General features: G+C 65.0%; 18 protein-coding genes, 1 tRNA gene and 1 pseudogene. 9 read left to right on the forward strand and 11 right to left on the reverse strand.

Annotated features, from left to right (window positions below):
• Positions 1-39 precede the first annotated feature (39 nt).
• Positions 40-918 carry an alpha/beta hydrolase gene (locus tag K2Y42_RS11090; protein WP_291152299.1) on the reverse strand — a complete coding sequence of 293 codons (879 nt, stop codon included), beginning with the start codon at positions 916-918 and terminating at the stop codon, positions 40-42.
• 52 nt (positions 919-970) lie between these two features.
• On the opposite strand from K2Y42_RS11090, the gene K2Y42_RS11095 reads away from it, so the two are divergent.
• Positions 971-1,819: a fumarylacetoacetate hydrolase family protein gene (locus K2Y42_RS11095; RefSeq protein ID WP_291152301.1), complete on the forward strand. Its 849-nt coding sequence runs from the start codon at positions 971-973 to the stop codon at positions 1,817-1,819.
• Positions 1,820-2,579: 760 nt separating this feature from the next.
• Here K2Y42_RS11095 and K2Y42_RS11100 read toward each other — a convergent pair.
• The 3 genes and pseudogenes from K2Y42_RS11100 to K2Y42_RS11105 form a co-directional block, all read right to left on the reverse strand.
• Positions 2,580-4,280: a hypothetical protein gene (locus tag K2Y42_RS11100; protein WP_291152303.1), complete on the reverse strand. Its 1,701-nt coding sequence runs from the start codon at positions 4,278-4,280 to the stop codon at positions 2,580-2,582.
• Positions 4,281-4,396: 116 nt separating this feature from the next.
• Complete coding sequence (locus K2Y42_RS21260) at positions 4,397-4,741, reverse strand: DUF971 domain-containing protein (RefSeq protein WP_366512405.1); 345 nt, start codon at positions 4,739-4,741, stop codon at positions 4,397-4,399.
• A pseudogene (locus tag K2Y42_RS11105) lies at positions 4,742-5,950 on the reverse strand (Mrp/NBP35 family ATP-binding protein); the annotation flags it as partial.
• A gap of 295 nt (positions 5,951-6,245) precedes the next feature.
• Here K2Y42_RS11105 and K2Y42_RS11110 point away from each other — a divergent pair.
• From K2Y42_RS11110 to K2Y42_RS11120, 3 genes are all read left to right on the forward strand, one after another.
• Positions 6,246-6,857 carry a TRAP transporter small permease subunit gene (locus K2Y42_RS11110; protein WP_291152307.1) on the forward strand — a complete coding sequence of 204 codons (612 nt, stop codon included), beginning with the start codon at positions 6,246-6,248 and terminating at the stop codon, positions 6,855-6,857.
• A 68-nt stretch (positions 6,858-6,925) separates the two neighbouring features.
• Positions 6,926-8,848 (forward strand): TRAP transporter large permease subunit, encoded by a 1,923-nt coding sequence (locus K2Y42_RS11115; protein ID WP_291152309.1) that lies wholly within the window; start codon positions 6,926-6,928, stop codon positions 8,846-8,848.
• 458 nt (positions 8,849-9,306) lie between these two features.
• A complete protein-coding gene (locus tag K2Y42_RS11120; protein WP_291152310.1) occupies positions 9,307-10,059 on the forward strand; it encodes a SprT family zinc-dependent metalloprotease in 753 nt (250 codons plus the stop codon).
• A gap of 53 nt (positions 10,060-10,112) precedes the next feature.
• Here K2Y42_RS11120 and K2Y42_RS11125 read toward each other — a convergent pair whose 3' ends face one another.
• Positions 10,113-12,293, reverse strand: a complete 2,181-nt coding sequence (locus K2Y42_RS11125; protein WP_291152312.1) for a PBP1A family penicillin-binding protein — start codon at positions 12,291-12,293, stop codon at positions 10,113-10,115.
• Between the two features lie 199 nt (positions 12,294-12,492).
• Positions 12,493-12,777, reverse strand: coding sequence for a hypothetical protein (locus K2Y42_RS11130; protein ID WP_291152314.1), 285 nt, complete (start codon positions 12,775-12,777; stop codon positions 12,493-12,495).
• A gap of 188 nt (positions 12,778-12,965) precedes the next feature.
• Between K2Y42_RS11130 and K2Y42_RS11135 the strand changes: the two genes are divergently transcribed.
• Entirely contained in the window at positions 12,966-13,400 is a 435-nt protein-coding gene (locus tag K2Y42_RS11135; protein WP_291152316.1) for a DUF4112 domain-containing protein, read from the forward strand.
• Between the two features lie 202 nt (positions 13,401-13,602).
• Positions 13,603-13,953, forward strand: coding sequence for a hypothetical protein (locus tag K2Y42_RS11140; RefSeq protein WP_291152318.1), 351 nt, complete (start codon positions 13,603-13,605; stop codon positions 13,951-13,953).
• Positions 13,954-14,085: 132 nt separating this feature from the next.
• Here the strand turns inward: K2Y42_RS11140 and K2Y42_RS11145 are convergent, their stop codons facing one another.
• Positions 14,086-15,603: a DUF2779 domain-containing protein gene (locus K2Y42_RS11145; RefSeq protein ID WP_291152320.1), complete on the reverse strand. Its 1,518-nt coding sequence runs from the start codon at positions 15,601-15,603 to the stop codon at positions 14,086-14,088.
• Positions 15,604-15,765: 162 nt separating this feature from the next.
• Here K2Y42_RS11145 and msrP point away from each other — a divergent pair, with 162 nt between their 5' ends.
• The 3 genes from msrP to msrB are packed head-to-tail and all read left to right on the forward strand — an operon-like array spanning position 15,766 to position 17,816.
• Positions 15,766-16,713: a protein-methionine-sulfoxide reductase catalytic subunit MsrP gene (gene msrP / locus K2Y42_RS11150; protein ID WP_291152322.1), complete on the forward strand. Its 948-nt coding sequence runs from the start codon at positions 15,766-15,768 to the stop codon at positions 16,711-16,713.
• Positions 16,700-17,386 (forward strand): protein-methionine-sulfoxide reductase heme-binding subunit MsrQ, encoded by a 687-nt coding sequence (msrQ, locus tag K2Y42_RS11155; protein ID WP_291152323.1) that lies wholly within the window; start codon positions 16,700-16,702, stop codon positions 17,384-17,386. Before msrP ends, msrQ begins: the two co-directional genes overlap by 14 nt.
• Positions 17,387-17,435: 49 nt before the next feature.
• On the forward strand, positions 17,436-17,816 hold the full coding sequence (gene msrB / locus K2Y42_RS11160) for a peptide-methionine (R)-S-oxide reductase MsrB (RefSeq protein WP_291152324.1): 381 nt from the start codon (positions 17,436-17,438) through the stop codon (positions 17,814-17,816).
• Between the two features lie 172 nt (positions 17,817-17,988).
• On the opposite strand, the gene K2Y42_RS11165 is transcribed toward msrB, so the two are convergent.
• From K2Y42_RS11165 to K2Y42_RS11180, 4 genes are all read right to left on the reverse strand, one after another.
• Positions 17,989-18,558: a YcgN family cysteine cluster protein gene (locus K2Y42_RS11165; RefSeq protein WP_366512384.1), complete on the reverse strand. Its 570-nt coding sequence runs from the start codon at positions 18,556-18,558 to the stop codon at positions 17,989-17,991.
• Between the two features lie 60 nt (positions 18,559-18,618).
• Positions 18,619-18,705 (reverse strand) — tRNA-Leu (locus K2Y42_RS11170).
• A 103-nt stretch (positions 18,706-18,808) separates the two neighbouring features.
• Positions 18,809-19,159: a hypothetical protein gene (locus K2Y42_RS11175; RefSeq protein ID WP_291152326.1), complete on the reverse strand. Its 351-nt coding sequence runs from the start codon at positions 19,157-19,159 to the stop codon at positions 18,809-18,811.
• Positions 19,160-19,383: 224 nt separating this feature from the next.
• Positions 19,384-19,797, reverse strand: a complete 414-nt coding sequence (locus K2Y42_RS11180; RefSeq protein WP_291152328.1) for a hypothetical protein — start codon at positions 19,795-19,797, stop codon at positions 19,384-19,386.
• Positions 19,798-20,055: the final 258 nt, after the last annotated feature.

Consider the following 20,055-nt stretch of genomic DNA (forward strand, 5'->3'; position numbering starts at 1 on the left):
TGTGCATGAGGCTGTGGGCCGACATCACAGAAACAGAGGTCACATGAAATCGAGCAGCGCCTTCAAGGTACCGTCGGGCGCTTCCTCGGGGAGAAAGTGCCCGCAGTCGAGGGCATGGCCTTCGACGGTTGACCGCGACGCGGCGCGCCAGAGCCCCAGCACGTCGAATTGCTTGCCGACGATCCCGCGTCCGCCCCACAACGCCAGGAGCGGCATGGCGAGCGTGTCGCCCGCCGCCCGGCTCGCCGCATCGTGCTCGAGGTCGATCGTGGCGGCGGCCCGGTAGTCCTCGCACGCGGCATGAACCGCGGCCGGATCGAACCAGCTTTCCACGTAGTGCCGGATCGTCGCCTCGTCGAACGCGCCCTCCGTCTTGCACCACGAGGCGAGCGTGTGGCGCATGTAGTGATGTGTGTCGTTGACGATCAGGCGCTCGGGCATGTCCGCCGGCTGGATCAGGAAGAACCAGTGGTAGTAGGCCGTCGCGAACGCCTTGTCGGTGGCGGCATACATGTCTGCGGTCGGCGCGATGTCGAGCACCGCCAGCCGCTCGACGGCCGCCGGATAATCGAGCGCGAGGCGATGCGCAACGCGCCCGCCCCGGTCATGACCCACGAGCCGAAACCTGTCGAAACCGAAGAACCGCATCACGGCCACCTGATCGGCCGCCATCGCCCGCTTGGAATAGGCGGCATGGCACAATCCCCCGGGGGGCTTGCTCGATCTTCCGTAGCCGCGCAAATCGGCCGCGACGACGGTGAAGCGTTCCGCGAGGCGCGGGGCGATCTTGCGCCAGCACAGGCTCGTTTGCGGATAGCCGTGCAGCAACAGCAGCGGCGGCCCGGATCCGCCCGTCCAGGCTGCGATCTCAATGCCGTTGCTCACCGCAACGGCGTGTGATGTAAAGCCTTCGAACATTTGGCGGTCCTCCGCCCGACTTTAGGCAATACGAGAATTCGAGGGAAGTTACATGAAGCTCGTGAGATTCGGACAGAAGGGTGCGGAGAAGCCGGGCCTGGTCGATAAGGACGGCAAGATCCGCGATCTGTCGGAGCACGTGGCCGACATCACCGGCGAAACGCTGGCGCCCGCCATGCTGGCGCGCCTCAAGGCGCTCGATCCGGCGGTGCTGCCGCTCGCGCCCGAGGGCGTGCGCATCGGCCAGCCCGTCGCGCGGCCGTGGAACTTCATCGCCATCGGCTTGAACTATGCCGACCACGCCAAGGAAGCCGGCCTCGAAATTCCCTCCGAGCCGATCATCTTCAACAAGCTCGGCAACACGGTCTCCGGCCCGTTCGACGACGTGATGTATCCGAAGAACTCGGACCGCATGGACTGGGAGCTGGAGCTGGCCTTCGTCATCGGCAAGCGCGCGCGCTATGTCGAGGAGAAGGACGCGATGGACTACGTTGCGGGCTTCACCATCTGCAACGACGTGTCGGAGCGGCGCTTTCAGATGAAGCGCAACGGCCAGTGGTTCAAGGGCAAGGCCGCCGAGACGTTCGGGCCTCTCGGCCCCTGGCTGGTGACGCCGGACGAGATCCCCGATCCCGCGAACCTCAAGTTGTCGCTCAAGGTCAACGGCGAGGTGAAGCAGCAGGGCTCCACCGCGACGATGATTTTCTCGATTCCCTATCTCGTCGCCTACGTCACGCAGTTCTGCGTGCTGGAGCCCGGCGACATCGTCACCACCGGCACGCCTCCCGGCGTCGGCTCGGTGATGAAGCCGCCGCAGTACCTGAAGGCCGGCGACGTGATGGAGCTCGAGATCGAAGGCCTCGGCCTCCAGCGCCAGACCGTGGTGCCGTTCGCGGAGTGAGGGGCCTTCGAGGCAGGGCTCGACAGAAATCGGGATGCCGTCGACAACTCTGACAGCTCGACGCTCCGTGGAACCGTTTCCCAGAACGAGGCATTGTCAACTGCACGCCGGGTGTCAACCGGGCATAAGGGAGATGGTGGACGCAGCTTATTTTCCCGGTTTCTCGCTGCGGCAGCAACGCATTGGTACGCGTTTCGCCCGACCTCTTCCCGGCGTCGCTCCCCGACAAAGCGCAGACACCACACGTTTGTCCTAGAGCGGCGCGCGCGCAAGGCACGGCTCGATAGCCGCGAGGACTCGGTCTCGCGTGCATGTCACATATGGTCTCAAAGAGCGGTGGTGCTGAGGTCTCGATCCCCTTCCGGGGAGCGGAGCGGTAGGCCGTGGGAACGAGCGGGATGCGGCCTGGCCGCTCCGCTGCTGCTCACGCCATCGCGAATTGATGTCCGAACGCGTGGACCCCGCTATGACGCAACCTCACCGGCGCGAAGCCGCATGCCCGAACATCCACCGTGCACACGTTCGCTTTCACGGTCCATCCAACCGAGAAATCCGCTCCGCACCTTTCCAGCCTAGCTGATGGTACCAGTTTGAGGGAGGCGCAGCTCCCACTCACCAAACGCCCAGCTCACGCCGGTCCCCGGATGAGCGGGATGCGGTGAGCGTATGCGTAGAATGGGGAGACGGGGATAAGGTTTTGCGGATGTCGGGTGAAGGCCAGAAGCGGCATGCAGTTCCGCCTGCATACGATAGCGATCTCTCAGTCCTGATTCGGCTCCGGAGCGACCTGGATGCCATACTTTTGCACGCGCATCGCGTTCAGCGGTGACTTCCCTGCGATGCGCTGAAGCGCCTCCCGCGCCTTATTGGGTATCGTCTTCATGGCAGGCGTGGCATTACCGATGCGGCTGAATTGCAGTGCTGCCGATACGGCAGCTCGCAGCCGCTGGCCTGTGTTTTCCATAAAGATGCGCTCATACTCATCGACAGACAGGCCCGCCAGGAGGTCGAGGTCAAGATCATTCCAACTATCGTTCCGAGCGATATTGACCAGCACATCGATTGGGTTGACGACTGCCACCGCAAATGACGCATGCTTGTCAGCAAATGCCTGAACCATGTCGGCGTCGGTGAAGTTGCGAAAGAGCCGATGCTGATCCAGATCCCAGAAGTCTCGCCCTTCTGTGCGCTCCGCGGTATAGAGGGCGAGCAACTCGCGTGCGCGATCTGCCTGCCCAATACCCTTCAGCACTTCGATTGTTCCGTGCAAATTACTTGGCGATATGGTAGCGAAATTGGCCTTGAACGAGTCATACAGTGACTGTCCGACCTCATCGGCATTGTCGCCAAAACTTTCGTGATATGGGTTCCACGCTTCGCTGAAGGCGCCATCCTGGTCTTGCCGCAGGCGTTCACGATGCACCTTTTCGGCTTCCGTCTTGACCCGCTCGGGATCGAAGTATCCGACTTCGATTGCGTCCAGGATGACCGCATCGAAATCGTCGATCACGCCGAACCCGTAGTGTTCCAACAGCGCGTTCCATGATGCTTGCTCCTGGGAAGGCTCGTCGCGGCCACCGAGCCCTGCATAGTCACCACCCTTCTTGGATTTGAGGAAATCAAGTGGGGGTGCCACTTCTGGCTGGTATTTGCTCCAGGCGAACAGGCAAAGCGCTTGCAAAGCTTGCTGGGTCACGCCCTCATGCAAGCCGACCAACAGCGGCTCCAGCTGCCGTGCGTGGCGCTCGATCTTCTTGATTACACGAATGTTGGCGATGCCAAGCCGCGTGCAATTCTCTGCTAGCTGATCATTCGTTGGGCCAGGCGTCGTTAGCGCGATCGCCACAGACTCGCCAGCGGAGGGGGAGAACGCGAGCTTGACATCTATCGCTTTTTCGAGATTGCCGGTGAATTCAGTGCGTCCATCATCGTCAAGCTCGTCCTCATTGAGCAGCAGCGCCACCTTGCAGCCCCGTTGTTCTTTCAGGAAACTGATTAGCCCTAGAACATCCTTGACAGCCAAGCCCGATCCACGTCGCTCCAGATCGTCGATGCATACGATCTGGTCACGGACGGTCGAAAAGAACAACGCGCCGCCGCTCTTGACGAGTTTACCGATCAACGGCAGCTCGCTCGCCATTGGCGTCGATTTGCGCAACGACCCAAAGAGCCAGTTGCCTACTTCCTTCGCCAGCCCCGCCCTAGTTGAATCGTCCTTCAACAGGAAATCTGAATTTTCAAAGATCGTAAGCTTCAGATCGTTCAAACTATTGATGCCGAACAACGACACGTAGGCATAACGCTTGAGTCCGACCTCGTTGGCATTCGTAGCCTGCTTAAGAATAGTCTGCCACGTGTAGGTCTTTCCGACGCCCCAATGGCCGCTGAAGCACAGGGTCTCCGCATCTTCAGTCAAAAGGAACCGTTTGATTTCGGCCTGCGCACGTCCTGTGGGCGTCACGGCATATCCTTCCTTAACAAGGTTCGCACGCCTCGATAGGCCGGCAGCGAAGTCCGCTACGGGTCAAAAGCAGCCGTCGCTGCACGCGCCAGCATCGTCCCGAGCCGCTCCTCCCCCTACCTGCTCAACCCCTTCGCCTTTAGCTCGGCGAGGTATTCGCCCCACTTCTTGTCCTTCTGCAGCGACAGCATGTGGAGATAGCTCCACGTGAACAGTCCCGTGTCGTGCCCGTCGTCGAACACGATGCGCACGGCGTAATTGCCGACGCCGCGCAGCTCGCGGATCTTGACGTTCTTCTTGCCGCCGACCGTCACGCGCTGCTCTTTCGAATGCCCCTGAACTTCGGCCGACGGGCTGAGCACGCGCAGGAACTCGGCCGATAGCTCGTGATTGTCCTTGGTCGCGAAGCCGACGCGCAGTGCTTCGCCATCATGCATCACTTCGAGCTCGGGCGGCTTCATGCCGCGTCCGGCTGCACGCTCCAGTTCACCCCAGGCCTTGGCGGCGATTTCGCGGAAAACCTGCGCGGGGGCGCTGTCCGGTGCGGTCGCGGTAATCGGGCGGCCGGAGTCGGATGTTTCACGCACGTCCATCGTCAGCGGCACCTCGCCGAGGAACGGCACGCCGACCTTCTCGGCCTCCGCCTTCGCGCCGCCGTGCCCGAAGATGTCGTAACGCGCGCCGGTATCGGGCGCGATGAAGTAGCTCATGTTCTCGACGATGCCGAGAATGGGCACGCTGACCTTCTTGAACATGGCCAGGCCCTTGCGCGCGTCGATGAGCGCGAGATCCTGCGGCGTCGAAACGATGACGACGCCCGCCAGCGGAACTTGCTGCGCAATGGTGAGCTGCACGTCGCCGGTGCCGGGCGGCATGTCGATCACGAGCACGTCGAGATCGCCCCACAGTACCTCGCGCAGCATCTGGTTCAGCGCGCCCACCACCATCGGCCCGCGCCAGACGATGGGCGTGCCTTCCTCGACCATGTAGCCCATGGACATCGACTTGAGGCCGTAGGCTTCCATCGGCACGAGCTTCTTGCCGTCCGCCTGTGTCGGCTTGCCCGTGATGCCGAGCAGGCGCGGCTGCGACGGCCCGTAGATGTCGGCGTCCATGATGCCGGCCTTGAGGCCGATGGCCTGGAAGCCGAGCGCGAGATTGACGGCGACCGTCGACTTGCCGACACCGCCCTTGCCGGAGGCGACGGCCACGATGTGCTTGACGCCCGGAACGCCGGCCGTCTGCTTGACGCCGGAAGCGGGCGCGGGGGGGGCTGCCTTTTGCGCTGCGGGACGCGCGCCGTCTCCGGTCACGCCTTGCGCGCGCGCGGCCGTGACGCGCGGATGCTCGCGTGCGGCTCCCGTAGGGGGAGTCGACGACGCGGTCGGCCGAGCGGGCGCCTGCGGGCGGCGCTGTCCGGGAGCCGCTTCCGCCGTCAGCACGGCGACCACGCCCGTAACGCCCTCGATCTCGCGCACGACCTTTTCGGCGGCGCCACGCAGCGGCTCCAGCTCCTCGGCGCGCGACGCCGGCACGGTAATCGAGAAATAGACGCGTCCGTCCTTGATCAGGACATCCGAGACGAGTCCGAGATCGACGATATTGCCGTCGAGATCCGGACCCTTGACGCGGCGCAGCCGCTCGATGACCTGCGCCTTCAAATCGGACATGGACGTGCTCCTGGGTCATGAGATCGCAATCGGCCGCGCCCTTGGGGGCGGTGCAAAAGGCCGGGCGGGCTGGACCTACTGCCCTACGTCAACGGCGGGAAACGTGCAACGGTGGTCGTGGGGAACGCCAAACGTGGGTCTCGTGGAAGGACGCGTCCGGAGTTCTCCCCGGCCGTTCCTTCAGATATAGGAAAGCGTCCGGATATAGAAAGGCTGCCAGCGCCGGGCCGCACACCCTTGACCGGGGGCTCGGAAGCTGGACAACAAGCCGCGGGGGCACGATGGGGAGGACGATGTGAAGGAGCTGCTCGCCGTGAGCCGCCTGATCGATCGCGCGTCCGGAGCGCTGGGGCGCTCGGTCGCGTGGCTCATCGTCGTCGCGGCCGTCATCAGCGCCACCAACGCCGTGGTGCGCAAGATCTTCGATTGGAGCGCCAATTCGCTCCTGGAGGTTCAGTGGTGGCTGTTCGCCGCCGTCTTCCTGCTGGCCGCGCCGTGGACGCTGTCCGTCAACGAGCACATTCGCATCGACGTGGTGAACAGCCGCCTGTCGCAACGCGCACGCAACATCATCGAGCTGATCGGCCACGCCCTCTTCCTTCTGCCGACCGCCGCCATGATCGTCTACACGTCGTCGATCTTCTTCGCGAACTCCTACGCCCAGAACGAGCAATCGCCGAACGCGGGCGGCCTGCCGCAGTGGCCTGTCAAAATCCTGATCCCGATCGCGTTCGCATGGCTGTTCGCTCAAGGGATCTCCGAGCTGATCAAGCGCATCGCCATCATGCGCGGCGACATGGCCGAGCCGATCGTCCACGGCACCTACCACGAGGCGGCAATCGAGGCAGGCTCGGATGAGCCCGATGCGGGAGGCGGCTCATCGGCGCCACACGCCGGCCGGACATGATCGCCCGCAGGGCCCAGCCGGACTGAGACGACGAGAAACCAGATGAGCAACAGGAAATCGACAGCCGCATGACCGCCTTCCTTGCGCAAAATCTGGCGCCGATCATGTTCCTGGCGCTCGTGGGCTTCCTTTTGCTCGGCTATCCCGTCGCCTTTTCGCTCGGCGCGGTCGGGCTGGTTTTCTTCGTCGCGGGCGTGGAACTGGCCCCCTATTCGGACGGCGCCATCACGCTCTCCTGGCATCTCCTGCAGTCGATGCCGGGCCGCATCTTCGATGTCATGCGCAACGATACGCTGCTGGCGATCCCCTTCTTTACGTTCATGGGGCTGGTTCTCGAACGCTCCGGCATGGCCGAAGATCTGCTGGAAACCATCGGCCAGCTCTTTGGCACCGTGCGTGGCGGGTTGGCCTATGCAGTGATCTTCGTCGGCGCGCTGCTGGCTGCCACCACCGGCGTCGTGGCCGCCAGCGTCATCTCGATGGGCCTGATCTCGCTGCCGATCATGCTGCGCTATGGCTACGACCGCCGCCTGGCCTCGGGCGTCATCGCGGCCTCGGGCACGCTGGCGCAGATCATTCCGCCGTCGCTCGTTCTCATCGTCCTGGCCGACCAGCTCGGCCGCTCGGTCGACGACATGTACAAGGCCGCGATCATGCCGGGCCTGATGCTCGCCGGCTTCTACGCGGTCTATGTGTTTGTGGCGTCGCTGATCAAGCCGGGCTCCGCGCCGGGCCTTCCGCTTGAGGCCGTCGGACACCGCGAGCCCGACGGCTCGCGCGGGCTGCTCTCGCTCCTCGTGCTAGCGGTGATGTCGACCGGCTTCGCCACCTGGATGATGGACGGCAGCCGCTACCAGGGCATCGACCGGGCGATCCTTGCCATGGCCTGGGGCATCTCGTTCGCGCTCGCGGCGGCTCTCGCAAACCGCGCGTTGAGCCTGCTGTCGGGGCGGGGCCTGCTGTCGGTCATGGCCGAGCGCGTGACGTTCGTGATGGTGCCGCCGCTGCTGCTTATTTTCCTCGTGCTCGGCACGATCCTCGTCGGCATCGCAACGCCGACCGAGGGCGGCGCGATGGGCGCGGTCGGCGCTCTGCTGCTGGCCGCCGGAAAGCGCTACAGCGACGGCGACCGCCGCCGGTTCAACTTGGAAATCGTGCGCCAGGCCGCCGAGGCGACGGCCAAGCTCTCGGCGTTCGTCATGTTCATCCTGATCGGCGCCCGTATTTTTTCGCTCACGTTCTATGGCGTCAACGGACACATCTGGGTCGAGCACCTGCTGACGTCGCTTCCCGGCGGCATGTACGGCTTCCTCATCGCCGTCATGATCCTGATCTTCCTGCTCGCCTTTTTCCTCGATTTCTTCGAGCTGTGCTTCATTCTCGTGCCGCTGTTGAAGCCAGCGGCCGAAGCCATCTTCCGGAATTCCCCGGAGGCGATCGCCATTGCCAAGGGCTTCGGAATGGCGGTGATCAGCACCACCGACGCTGCCGGCGTGGTCAGCGAGCACGTGGCCGACGTCACGCCCTTCATCATATGGTTCGGCGTCCTGCTGGCGGTGAACATGCAGACGAGCTTCATGCACCCGCCGTTCGGGTTCGCGCTGTTCTACCTAAGGAGCGTCGCGCCGCGCGAGGCCTACCGCGACAAGGTGACGGGGCGCATGATGCCGCCCGTCAAGACCAGCGAGATCTACTGGGGCGCCATTCCGTTCCTCGTCATTCAGCTCGTGATGGTGGCCATCCTGATGGCCGCGCCGTCGCTGGTGATGAGAAAGCCCGATGCGCCGCACGCCGCCGCGCCGATTGCCGCATCGCAGCGGTCCGCGGGGCCGGCCCTGGAGAGTGGGCGATTCTCGCTTCCTGCCTCCCCACCATGGATCGAAGGCGCACGCGAGGCGCCGGGCGTCAACGATGGCGCACCGACGCTGGACATGCGCGAGCTGCCGAGCTTCACCGCGCCGGAACGCGAGATGCCGCGCAATACGCGATAAGACTGTGAAGAAAAACGCTAAGCCCGGCCCGCTCGTGCATTCAAGGTCTTGCAGCTGAAAATTGCGGCGCCGTTTGCGGTCGGACGCGAACGACATTTGCCGCAACAGGCGCGCGCGATGTTCCGCCATGCTTCCGCGGCAATTGCAATCGTTCCACGCCAACGGTCTCGCGCGCCGAGCGCAAAGAAGCGTCACGCGCAAGGGAAATGCGCGTCGCTTGGAGTGTTGCGCACTGTGCGTTGTGTACGCTGAGGCATGGGGCAGTGGCGCAACAGTAGTCGAATCTGTGGGACGCGTCACAATTTCAGACTGGTGATGAGGTTCAGTCTGTTGCTAAGTGGAGAGCATGAGATCGAGAGTGGCGCGAAGCGCGCCGGAGCATCTGAGCATCGCTCGGTCCATCGCAACCAACATCGCGTCGCGTTCGCAAAAATCAGCGCCGGTTCCGAAAGTCATCAATGCGGAAGACAAGCAGCTTCGTGTCTCCGTCGCTCAAGAGCGACAAACTCGATGCCCTGGGAGCGCCCGTCGAAGTGCGCCGTCATCCCGGTGCGCGCCGCCTCACGCTTCGCATCAGCCGCTCGCGGCGCACGGTCATCGTCACGTTGCCGGTTCAGTGCCATATCGATGAGGCCGGCACGTTCATCACCCGCAACATCGATTGGGTGCGCGCCCGCCTCGACAGCCTGCCCACCGCCGTGCCGTTCAACGATGGCGTCTTCATTCCCCTGCGCGGCGAGACGCACCGCGTGGTGTACGCGGGTCCATCCCGCCGTCAGCCCGTCGAGCGCAAGCTCACCGGCAGCTTCCCGGAGCTGCATGTCTCCGGCCAGCCGGAACACGCCCCGCGCCGTCTCAAGGATTGGCTGGCGAAGGAAGCTCATCGCGATCTCGACGCGCGCGTAGCGGTCCACGCCAAGCACCTGCGCGTTTCGCCGAAGCGCATTGCGGTGCGCGATCAGAGCAGCCGCTGGGGCTCGTGCTCCACTACGGGCGTGCTTTCGTTTTCGTGGCGCCTGATCATGGCGCCCTCCGAGATTCTCGACTATGTCGCCGCCCATGAGGTCGCGCACCTGCGCGAGATGAACCACGGGCCCCGTTTCTGGGCGCTGGTCGCCCAAGCCATGCCGGCGCTCGATGACGCCAAGCGCTGGCTGCAGATCTACGGCATGGACCTGCACCGCTACGGCGCCGTGTCGGACGAAGCCTAAAGCCAGACAATCCGAGATACGGGAGATCGAGCCCGCTCGCCGTTCCGGCGGGGTCAGTCGGCCTGCGGCGGCCGCACGACGATGCGCCCGCTCTGCGTCACCGTCGTTTCGCCTGCCGCTCCCTCGCTCGGTGAACGGTCCCGGCCACTCTGCGCCGCCTCCGCCAGTTCGCTTCGTGTGTTCGAGGTCACCTCGGGCGCGCCAGAAGCCGCCTCCGGAGCTGCGTTCGCCGAAAGCGCCTTGGCGATGAAATCGGCTTCGATCCGCGCCACCGGGTGCGCCTTGTCCGTGTCGCCCGTCGGCGCACTGGTGCCGGATGCGTCCGGCAGGGGCAACGGCGCAAGTCCGCGATGGGCGTCTTCCATGACGCCGCGCCAGATCTCCGCCGGAAGCGAGCCACCGACCACCTTGTTCATCGGCTTGCCGTCGTCGTTGCCGACCCAGACGCCGGCCGTCAGGTGGGCGGTGTAGCCCATGAACCAGGCGTCGCGAAAATCCTGCGTCGTGCCGGTCTTGCCGGCCACCGCGTGCCCGGCGATTGCCGCGCGCCGCCCTGTTCCGAACTGCACCGCCGTGGAGAGCATGTCGTTCATGGCCCCCACCGAGCGGCGCGGAATGGCGGGCGCCGACCGCGCCGCGATGCGCTGGAACAGAACCTTTCCGTCGCCCGTGCGAATGCGCCGGATCGCGTACGGTGCATTGACGTAGCCGCCGTTGGCGAACGCCGCATACGCGCCCGTGAGATCCAGCAGCGACACCTCCGATGTCCCGAGCGCCAGCGAGCCGTTGACCTTCAGTGCCGAGGTCATGCCGAGCCGCCGCGCCGTAGCCGCGACCGTCTCCGCTCCGGCATCGAGCAGCAGGCGCACCGAGACGGTGTTGATCGAGTGCGCCAGCGCGTTGCGCAGCGTGGTCGTGCCGAGATAGCGGCCGTTGTCGTTCTTGGGCGACCATTTCCCAGCCGAGATCGGCTGGTCCTCGACAATGCTGTCTGGCGTCAGCCCGCGTTCGAGCGCGGTGAGGTAGACGACGGGCTTGAAGGCCGAACCCGGCTGCCGGTGGGCTTTGACGGCGCGATTGAACTGGCTGTCGGCATAGGAGCGCCCGCCGACGAGCGCCCGGATGCCGCCATCGGGCGCGAGCACGACGACGGCTGCCTGTCCCGCGTTGAGCTCGGTGCCAGATGTTGCAAGCGTCTTCTCGACGATCTCGCCCGTGCGCCGCTGCAAGCCCGCGTCGAGCGTCGTCTCGATGACGATCTCGTCGCGGTCGCTGTCCTCGAACGGCGCCGACGCATCGAGCACATAGTCCACCGCGTAGGCCATGTCGGCCTGGTCCGGCACGCGCATCAGGGGCGAGAAGCGCACGTCCGCGGCGCGCGCCTCGCGCGCGTCCTCCTCAGTGATGAAGCCCGCATCGAGCATCTTGCCGATCACGACCCGCCCGCGCGCCACGGCCTGCACCGGGCTCGAGCTTGGCGCGTACTTGGAGGGCGCCTTCAGCAGCCCCGCGATCACGGCCGCTTCGGGCAGCGTCAGCTCGCGCGCCGACTTGCCGAAATAGCGCTGCGACGCCGCCTCGATGCCGTGCGCGCCGCCGCCGAAATAGACGCGGTTGACGTAGAGCTCCAGGATTTCCGTCTTCGAAAGCCTGAGCTCGAGCCACAGCGCCAGCACCACTTCCTCCGCCTTGCGGGCGAAGGTCCGGTCGGAGGAGAGAAACAGGTTCTTGGCGAGCTGTTGCGTGATCGTCGAGCCGCCCTGCGTCAGGCGGCCGGATTTGAGGTTCACGAGCGTGGCGCGCAGGAGGCCGAGCGGGTCGAGCCCGTGATGAGCGAAGAAGCGCCGGTCCTCGGTGGCGACGACGGCGTTGGTCACGCGCGCCGGCAGCATGTCGAGCGGCACGTAGGCCCGCGAGACGCCGCGCTCGGCGATCGGACTGCCGTCGTGGCCGACGATGCGGATCACGGGGCCGGTCGATTTGAGGCGCATCGACAGCGGATCGGGAAACACGACAGTGTAATAGATGAAGAGCGCGCCCATTGCGGCCGCGACCGCGCTGAACGCCAGGATGGGTCCCATCACAAGCAGGCGGAACCGCAGCGGCAGGTCCGAGAAGCGGCCGGACCACGCGCGCGGGGCCGGCGCCTCCGCAGGATAGCTCTGCGGCGGATGCTGATAGTGCGGTCGATCCGGCTGATACGGCGCCCGGTGGTCTCGCCCGTCGTAGTCCATGCCCTTTCGAGCCCTCGCGCGAAGCCGGTCGACACGGTTTCAGGAGGAGCGGCACGACGCCTGTTGTTTTAAGACCCGTGCGGCCCGGCGCAATTATGCGCGCGCGCGGACTAACGCGGCGTTAACCGCGTCCATCATGTGAGGGGCGACATGAGGAGAGACGTGCGGCGCGATGGCGCGACGCGAAGACCGGGCAGGCTCAGCGCCGGCTCACGAACGGCGCCGCGATGAGCGCCAGCACGATGCGCGCCGCGATCGTGAAGAACATGAACAGCAGTTGGCGTTCTTCCAGCAGCAGCTCGACCCAGATGTTGTACTTGGGGTCGATGCCCGTGGTCGTGATGATGCCCTTGAGGTCGCGCGCCCAGCCGAGCATCCGCGACAGTGTCTCCGGCGAATTGTAGCCGACCAGCGCGAGCGCGAACGCGCCGAGGATGAGAGACAGAAAAATCGTGCTCGTGCCCAGCAGCAGACGCAACAGCATGGTGCAATCCCTTCCGCCCGCTCCGCCCGGATGTGATCCGCGGCGGAGTGTCATTCCCCTGATCTTGTGTGGAACCCCCGCCGTCCCAACATGTTGCAGCCTTGAAGGCCGCATAGCGTTTCAAGTTACGGCCGGTGGCGCAAGGAGACAAGCGTCCCGAGTTTCGGGGGGCTTTCGAAGAAAGCAGCATGAAAACGAGCACTGTCGAGCGTTACGCAGATCCCGAAGTCGAAGCGGCCGTAGCCCGCATCGAGGCGATTGCAAGCCTGATGGACGACAGGTTCGTCATCCCGGGCACCAGCACGCGCGTCGGCCTGGACGCCGTCATAGGCCTCGTGCCCGTGGTGGGCGACCTGATATCGCAAGCCATATCGAGCTATCTCATCTGGGAAGCCCGCCGGCTCGGCGTGTCGCGCCTCGTCATCGGCCGCATGTGCGTCAACACGGCGATCGACACGGTCGTCGGCATCGTGCCGTTCGTCGGCGACGCGTTCGACGTCGCCTTCCGGGCCAACCGCAAGAACGTCAACCTGCTCAAGGCGCACCTCGCCAAGCACGGCCACGTCCGCCGGGATGCCGCGTCCGGACCTGTCATCGATGTGAGGGCGCGGCAGGTCGGGTAAGTCAGGCAGGTGAGGCGGGAAAGCCGCAGGCCGTCCACGGACTGAACTGAAAAGTGCTCAAGGCCCGACAAACACTGTGGATTCTTATCCACAGCCTGTGGATCGTCTCACCCGACTCAGCGAACAACCGTGGGAGTTCTGAAAGCCGCCGATGCGCGGCGCCGGTATTGCGTAGGCCAATTTCTGCCCTGCAAGGATCGCAATGCCCAGACTCCTCAACGCCGCTGTTCTCCTCGCCGCCCTGGCGCTCGCCGGCTGCTGCCGCGATACCATTCGCGAGATGGGATCGCTCAAGGACGACAGCATGCATCCCAAGGCCCACGTGGCCAAGGTCCCGCGCGAAAAGCGTGCCGCAGCTCCGGAAAAAACCGAGCGCGCCGCCAAGCTCGAGAAAGAGGATGACGACGACGAGATCGAGACGGGCTCGATCGCCCAGCCGACGTGCCAGGGCCAGCACCTCGCCTATCAGGCGACGAAGGAATACCTGAAGAACTTCGGTCCGAAGCCGCCCGATCAGCCGGGTGAAGTCGGCCCGTGCAAGCCGGCCCAGTAAATCGGTCAAGGATGTAAACGCTGAGCAAGCCGACCCGGCAGGCTTGCGATTTGCGGGGCCTGGAGCCGCTCCGCTGCGCGCCGCGCAAAGTATCCCCGGCGCGGTTCGCGCAAAGCACAAAGTAAGAGAGACCTAGCCGGCTTCGCGGATTTCGCGCGCCGCCTGGATGTCGATGAGCGCGCGCCAGATCTCAACCATCGCCAGTGAATCGAGCCCGCAGTAGGCGAGCAGGTTGCGGCGCGCCTCGTCCGCCTGGTCCGGCTCGAGCTCGCCTGTGACGATGGCGTTCCAGGTCTCGCTGGCCGTTGCGCCCTCCTGGATTGCGAGCGCCTTGTAGGAGAGCTTCGGCACCAGCGCCGGCAGCACCCACTTGATCGAGGTCTTGCCGCGGAAACGCGGGTGCACGACCATCTGCTCGCTGAATACGTCCATCAGGTCGATGAACCGGGCGTTGATCGCCTCCAGCCGGGCCGCGTCCGCGGGCAGGCGCTCGGCGAGCTTGGCGTTGATGCCTCTCTCGAACGGCTTGTTCCAGGCGATGATGCTGCCCTCGGCCGGCAGCGCCGCGACCAGCGCGTCCACGAACGGCTGGTCCGGGCATCCCTTTTCGGTGAACAGGAACTCGCGGTGCACGGGGGCCGCGCCCGGCGCCTCGACGGTGTGCAGCGAGAACTGGAATGGCACGTGATTGAAGGGGCTGTAGCGGGCAAATCGCGGCAGCGCGCACGGATAGGTCTCGTAGTCGAGAAACGCCACCGGATAGCGGATGTCGGCCAGGAACGCGCCGAGCGGGGCCAGATCGACGTAGGGCTGCCGTCGCTGCACGGCCTCCACCTGATGGCGCTGGGGAACGGTGAGCTCGAAGCTCGCCGGAACCTCGCGGATGTCGAGGATGCCGTCGTCGACGAGCGCCCGAAGCTTCTTCGGCGAGGCGCCGATGCGCGTGAGGTCGTGGACGCTGTACTCCGGCACGCCCGGATTGATGGTGGCGAACGTGGTGCACTGGCTGCTGCGGCCTTTGTAGATGCAGGCGCAGGGCGCGGGCGGCATCTCGGCCAGCGAGATCACGTCATGCGCGGCGTCCATTTCGGCGCGCACCGCCTCGAACAGCGCGCCCGCGCGCTCCGTGAAATCCTCGCGCGTGAAAAGCTGCGCGATGTCGAGCGTGCCGTCTGAGACGTAGGCCCCGTTGAGACGCACGAGGTGCAGGCGGCCGAGCGGCACGCCGCAGGCTTCGAGCACCAGCGCCTGGAACGCGATGTCGTGGGCGTAGAGATCGTCCTTGGCGCGGCGGTCATCACCGCTGGTGGAGGCTTTGACCTCGAAAAGGTCGTAGGCCTGCAGCGCGTCGTTCCACGCCAGGATGTCGCACGCGGTCGTGTAGCGCTCGGTTTCGAAGACGGGCTGGTAGAGCACGCTTGTACGGGCAGCAACGAGTTCGGCGGTGCCGGCCGCGTCGCCGCGCCGGATCAGCACGCCGCCGGGAAAGAGCGCGCGCGCCCGCACGTCGACATCGTTGCCGGTCTCGATAATGGCCTGGTCGAATACCGAAAGCGGCTGGGCGGCGTAGGCGTCGGGCCGGTGCACCTTCATCCACGCGTTGTGGGCGCAGTCGCGGTAGACGAGGTAGTTCGTCTTGCTGAGCTTCATGTCCCCCCGGCCGCGCGGCCGGCCCCCTTTATGAGCCGGCTTGCACCGCTGCTCGTATCCCCGGGCGTGACACCCCATCTAAAGCCGGCGGGTGAAACCGAATTGAATTTGGAACGTACAAAAACCTGTAAGCTCAGCCAAACGCAGAATGAGGCTTTCCCCGTGCTGATCCGCAACGCCCCGGATGTTCCGCGTTCAGAAATAACGCCGAAATCCGTCTATCTTCAGCGCCGCCAGATCCTGGCCGGCATCGCCGGGTTGACCGGTCTCGCCGCCTTCGGCTCCGGGCTGGCCGCAGCACCCGTGGCCGCCAAGCGCAGCGCCTTTTCGACCGACGAGACGCCGACCCGCAAGGCCGATGCGACGAGCTACAACAATTTCTACGAGTTCGGCACCGACAAGGCCGATCCCGCAGCCAACGCGGGGTCGCTCAAGCCCGCGCCGTGGTCGGTCAAGATCGACGGCCTCGTCGCCAAGCCCGCCACCCTCACGCTCGAAGACATCCTGAAGCCGGTCACGCTCGAGGAGCGCGTCTATCGCCTGCGCTGTGTCGAAGGCTGGTCGATGGTCATTCCATGGCTCGGCTTTCCGCTGGCCGATCTCATCAAGCGCGCCGAGCCCCTGGGCAGCGCCAAGTACGTCGCGTTCGAAACGCTCGTGCGGCCCGAGGAAATGCCCGGCCAGCGCGGCCTGTTCCAGCCGTTGTCATGGCCCTATCGCGAAGGCTTGCGCCTCGACGAAGCGCTCCATCCGCTAACGCTGCTCGCCACCGGCATGTACGGCGAAACGCTGCCGAACCAGAACGGCGCGCCCCTGCGCCTCGTCGTGCCGTGGAAGTACGGGTTCAAATCCATCAAATCGATCGTCCGCATCTCGCTTCTCGAAACGCAGCCGCCGACGACGTGGCAGGCCCTCGCCTCGGACGAGTACGGCTTCTATTCGAACGTCAATCCTGAGGTCGATCATCCGCGCTGGAGCCAGGCGACGGAGCGCCGCATCGGTGAAGGCAGCGGCCTGTTCGCCAAGCGCCGCCCGACGCTCATGTTCAACGGCTACGGCGACCAGGTGGCGCAGCTCTACGCGGGATTGGACCTCCGTGCGAACTACTGAGAACGCCGTTGGTGCGCCGCGGACGCCGCGTGCAAAGCCGTACTGGACGGTGCTGGTCGGCCCGGGCAGTTGGGGTCTCTATGCGCTGGGCCTGGTGCCCGCCGCGTGGACCTTCTATCTCGCCGTCTCCGATCAGCTCGGCGCCGATCCGCTGAAGGTGCTGGAGCGTTCGCTCGGCCTCTGGGCGCTGCGCTTTCTCGTGCTCGGCCTCGCCATCACGCCGTTGCGGCGCTTCGGCGGACCGAACCTCATCCGCTACCGCCGCACGCTCGGCGTGCTGGCGTTCGTCTATGCGTTGCTGCACGTGGTCGTCTATGTCTGGCTCGACCAGTCGCTCGATCTCACCGCGATCTTGAAGGACATCTGGAAGCGTCCCTACATCACGGTAGGCCTGCTGGCGTTTCTGATCCTGATCCCGCTGGCGGTAACCTCCAACGCGACGATGATCAAAAAGCTCGGCGCGGCGGCGTGGCAGAAACTACATCGGTGGGTTTATCTGGCGGCGGCGGCCGCGGCCGTGCATTTTGTCATGCTGGTCAAGACGTGGCAGGCCGAACCGCTGATCTACGCGGCCATCGTCGCCGCGCTGCTTCTGAGCCGCGCGAGGCGAGGGGCGCCGAACCGTAGCGGACAACAGGCGCGCCAAACGTCGGGGCACCAGAGCACGGCATAGCGGAGCCCCGCACAGGAAACGAAAACAAAGTACGAGTGGAGAGAGCGCCATGAACAAGGATGAAGCGGACTACCGCGCCAAGCTGACCCCGGAGCAGTACCGCGTGCTGCGCGAGAAGGGCACCGAGCGGCCGTTTACCGGCAAGCATCTCGACAACCACGAGGCGGGCAAGTTCACCTGCGCGGCGTGCGGCAACCAGCTTTTTGCGTCGGACAAGAAGTTCGATTCCGGCACGGGTTGGCCGTCGTTCGACGAGGCTCTGCCCGGCGCCATCGCCTACCACACCGACATTTCTCACGGCATGGTGCGCACGGAAGTCACGTGCGCGAACTGTGGCTCACATCTCGGCCATGTGTTTGACGATGGTCCGACGGGCACCGGCAAGCGCTACTGCATCAACTCGGTCTGCCTGAACCACAAGCCCGACTGAGCAGACGCATGAGCGAGCAGGCGCGCGAAGGCCTAAACGCGCCAACCCCGCCGGGAGCCTCGCGGCTCCGGGACGGGGCAGCACCTTTCGGCGCCTGACGGTCGCCAGTGCTGGCGCCCGTCTGCTGTTACAACGCGGCAGTCTGAAGAGAGTTCCAGCAGCGATCGCTCGATTACGAGGTCGCTTCGCCGATGATGTAGCGCTCGATCTCGTCCAGCGGCACGCCGGCCTCCGAACGCGCCCAATCCCGCACCGAAACGCCGGCCTGATGCACGGTGTCCGGATCGCCTGAGATCAAGGGATGCCACCACGCCAGCCCGCGGCCTTCGTTGAGGCGGCGATAGGCGCAGCTTTCCGGCAGCCACTTGAGCTTCTTGACGGCCTTCATGTCGATGGAGAGGCAGTCCGGCATGCGCTGGAACCGGTTCGTATAGTCCTTGCAGCGGCAGCTATCGATGTCGAGAAGACTGCACGAGAGGCGGGTCAGATAGATGCGGCCGGTGTCTTCTTCCTCGATCTTGTTGAGGCAGCATTGCCCGCAACCGTCGCAGAGCGAATCCCACTCGTCGGCGGTCATCTGCGACAAGCGCTTGGCTTCCCAGAACGGCTTGACCTCGGCGTCCGACCACACCGCATCGTCGGTGGCCGCGCTGCGCGCCTTCTCGACGCCCTTCTGCGCGGCGCGCTTGGAACGCTTCGCGGTGGGCGCGGTCTTCGTGGCTGGCTGGCGCGTTTTGCTCAAGAGCGGATCGTCCTATGCAGCCGACGATGTGAGAGGCGTGTTCGTCGCGCGAAGTGTTCGTGGTGCCCCTGGCCCGACTCGAACGGGCACGTTGTCGCCAACAACAGATTTTGAGTCTGCCGCGTCTACCGATTCCGCCACAGAGGCTTGCACACACGAGAACGAACGGGAACGGAGGCGCACTATAGCGACGGCCCCTCCTCAGTCAACGCGGCGTCCTGGGCCCTGAGATCGCGGGGCCTGCGCGCGGTTACTTCCAGGAAAACGTCACCCGGCCGCTGCCGTGCACGTGCTCGGCCACCTCGACGTTGTCGCCGACATGCGGATCGGTGGTCTTGAGCACGGCAACATGCACGCGCCGCCCGTCCTGCAGCCGAACGTCCACGCCCAGCCCGTCCTCGATGGCGCGCGTCGAGCCGCCGACCAGCGGGCCGACTGCCTCGACGACGCCCGCCACGCGTTGCGTCTTGACCGAGGCATCCAGGCCGGAAAACCAGAGGCCGCCCGCGAGGCAGGCGGCGACGGCGAGCCCGGCCCCGGCCCATTTGACCTTCTGCAGGAAAAGCTGGCGGTCGAGCCGGCGTTTGGTTTCGTCACGCATGGGACGTGTCCTTGAGGGTGATTGGCGCTCCGGGACAGGTGTCTCGGACGCAAAATGCGCGGTCTGTATAGAGCGCTTCCGGAAAAGTGGGAACCGGTTTTCCGGTAAGAAGCGCGACGAAACAGAGCGCTAGAGCCTTCCGTCTTACGGCTAAAACAGGAAGGCTCTAGCGGAGCATACGTAGGATGCGAAGGCCCGCCGTCAAACCCCGGTCTCAGCCCTCATCAGGGATTGGAAATGGGCGTCGGCGCCGGTTGCACGGCGAGGCCCGTCGCGGAGGCGCGCGCCACAGCCGGCGGCCCATCCCATTGGTAGGTCGTGTAGCCGAGCAGCATGGCGCGCTTGCGCACGGCAATGCGCGCTCCGACCTCCGGCAGCGTCGGCGCAAGGCTCGCGGCGCGCACCTGCGTTTTATTGTCCAGCGCCACGTGGATGTCCGAGTAGCGCTGGCCGGTATCCTGATTGATGCGCCACGTCGCGCTGAGCACGGTGCCGCCGATTTCGCGCTCTTTGCGCACGGTAGTGTGGAAGGCCAGGAGCCCCCCGAACAGCACGAGCAGAACGGCCAGCGATGGAAGCCAGCCCGTCAGGTCCAGCCTCTGAAGCCGATCGAGCTGCTTTCGCGTTTCGTCACGCATGCATCCTCCTGAGACCGCACAACCGTGCCTGGAGTTCGCCGCACGAGGCGTAACTGCGCCTGATTCTTGGCAAAACTCAGGCCGCTTCGAGAACGGGCTCAATCGCCGCTGCCTCAAATGCTTCTGGAAAAGCCGGATCAGGCTTTCCCAACAAGAAGCGCGATAAAACAAAGGCCTAGAGTGCTTCCGGAAAAGTGGGAACCGGTTTTCCGACTAGAAGCACGATAAAGCACAAGGCCTAGAGTGCTTCCGGAAAAG

Source organism: Hyphomicrobium sp. (genome assembly GCF_019744875.1).
Classification (GTDB): domain Bacteria; phylum Pseudomonadota; class Alphaproteobacteria; order Rhizobiales; family Hyphomicrobiaceae; genus Hyphomicrobium_C.

Excerpts from the sequence above, each read along its gene's own strand:
- K2Y42_RS11090 (WP_291152299.1), bottom strand. The coding sequence starts at position 918 with ATGTTCGAAGGCTTTACATCACACGCCGTTGCGGTGAGCAACGGCATT.
- K2Y42_RS11095 (WP_291152301.1), top strand. The coding sequence starts at position 971 with ATGAAGCTCGTGAGATTCGGACAGAAGGGTGCGGAGAAGCCGGGCCTG.
- K2Y42_RS21260 (WP_366512405.1), bottom strand. The coding sequence starts at position 4,741 with ATGAAGCCGCCCGAGCTCGAAGTGATGCATGATGGCGAAGCACTGCGC.
- K2Y42_RS11115 (WP_291152309.1), top strand. The coding sequence starts at position 6,926 with ATGACCGCCTTCCTTGCGCAAAATCTGGCGCCGATCATGTTCCTGGCG.
- K2Y42_RS11120 (WP_291152310.1), top strand. The coding sequence starts at position 9,307 with ATGCGGAAGACAAGCAGCTTCGTGTCTCCGTCGCTCAAGAGCGACAAA.
- K2Y42_RS11125 (WP_291152312.1), bottom strand. The coding sequence starts at position 12,293 with ATGGACTACGACGGGCGAGACCACCGGGCGCCGTATCAGCCGGATCGA.
- K2Y42_RS11130 (WP_291152314.1), bottom strand. The coding sequence starts at position 12,777 with ATGCTGTTGCGTCTGCTGCTGGGCACGAGCACGATTTTTCTGTCTCTC.
- K2Y42_RS11135 (WP_291152316.1), top strand. The coding sequence starts at position 12,966 with ATGAAAACGAGCACTGTCGAGCGTTACGCAGATCCCGAAGTCGAAGCG.
- K2Y42_RS11140 (WP_291152318.1), top strand. The coding sequence starts at position 13,603 with ATGCCCAGACTCCTCAACGCCGCTGTTCTCCTCGCCGCCCTGGCGCTC.
- K2Y42_RS11145 (WP_291152320.1), bottom strand. The coding sequence starts at position 15,603 with ATGAAGCTCAGCAAGACGAACTACCTCGTCTACCGCGACTGCGCCCAC.
- msrB (WP_291152324.1), top strand. The coding sequence starts at position 17,436 with ATGAACAAGGATGAAGCGGACTACCGCGCCAAGCTGACCCCGGAGCAG.
- K2Y42_RS11175 (WP_291152326.1), bottom strand. The coding sequence starts at position 19,159 with ATGCGTGACGAAACCAAACGCCGGCTCGACCGCCAGCTTTTCCTGCAG.
- K2Y42_RS11180 (WP_291152328.1), bottom strand. The coding sequence starts at position 19,797 with ATGCGTGACGAAACGCGAAAGCAGCTCGATCGGCTTCAGAGGCTGGAC.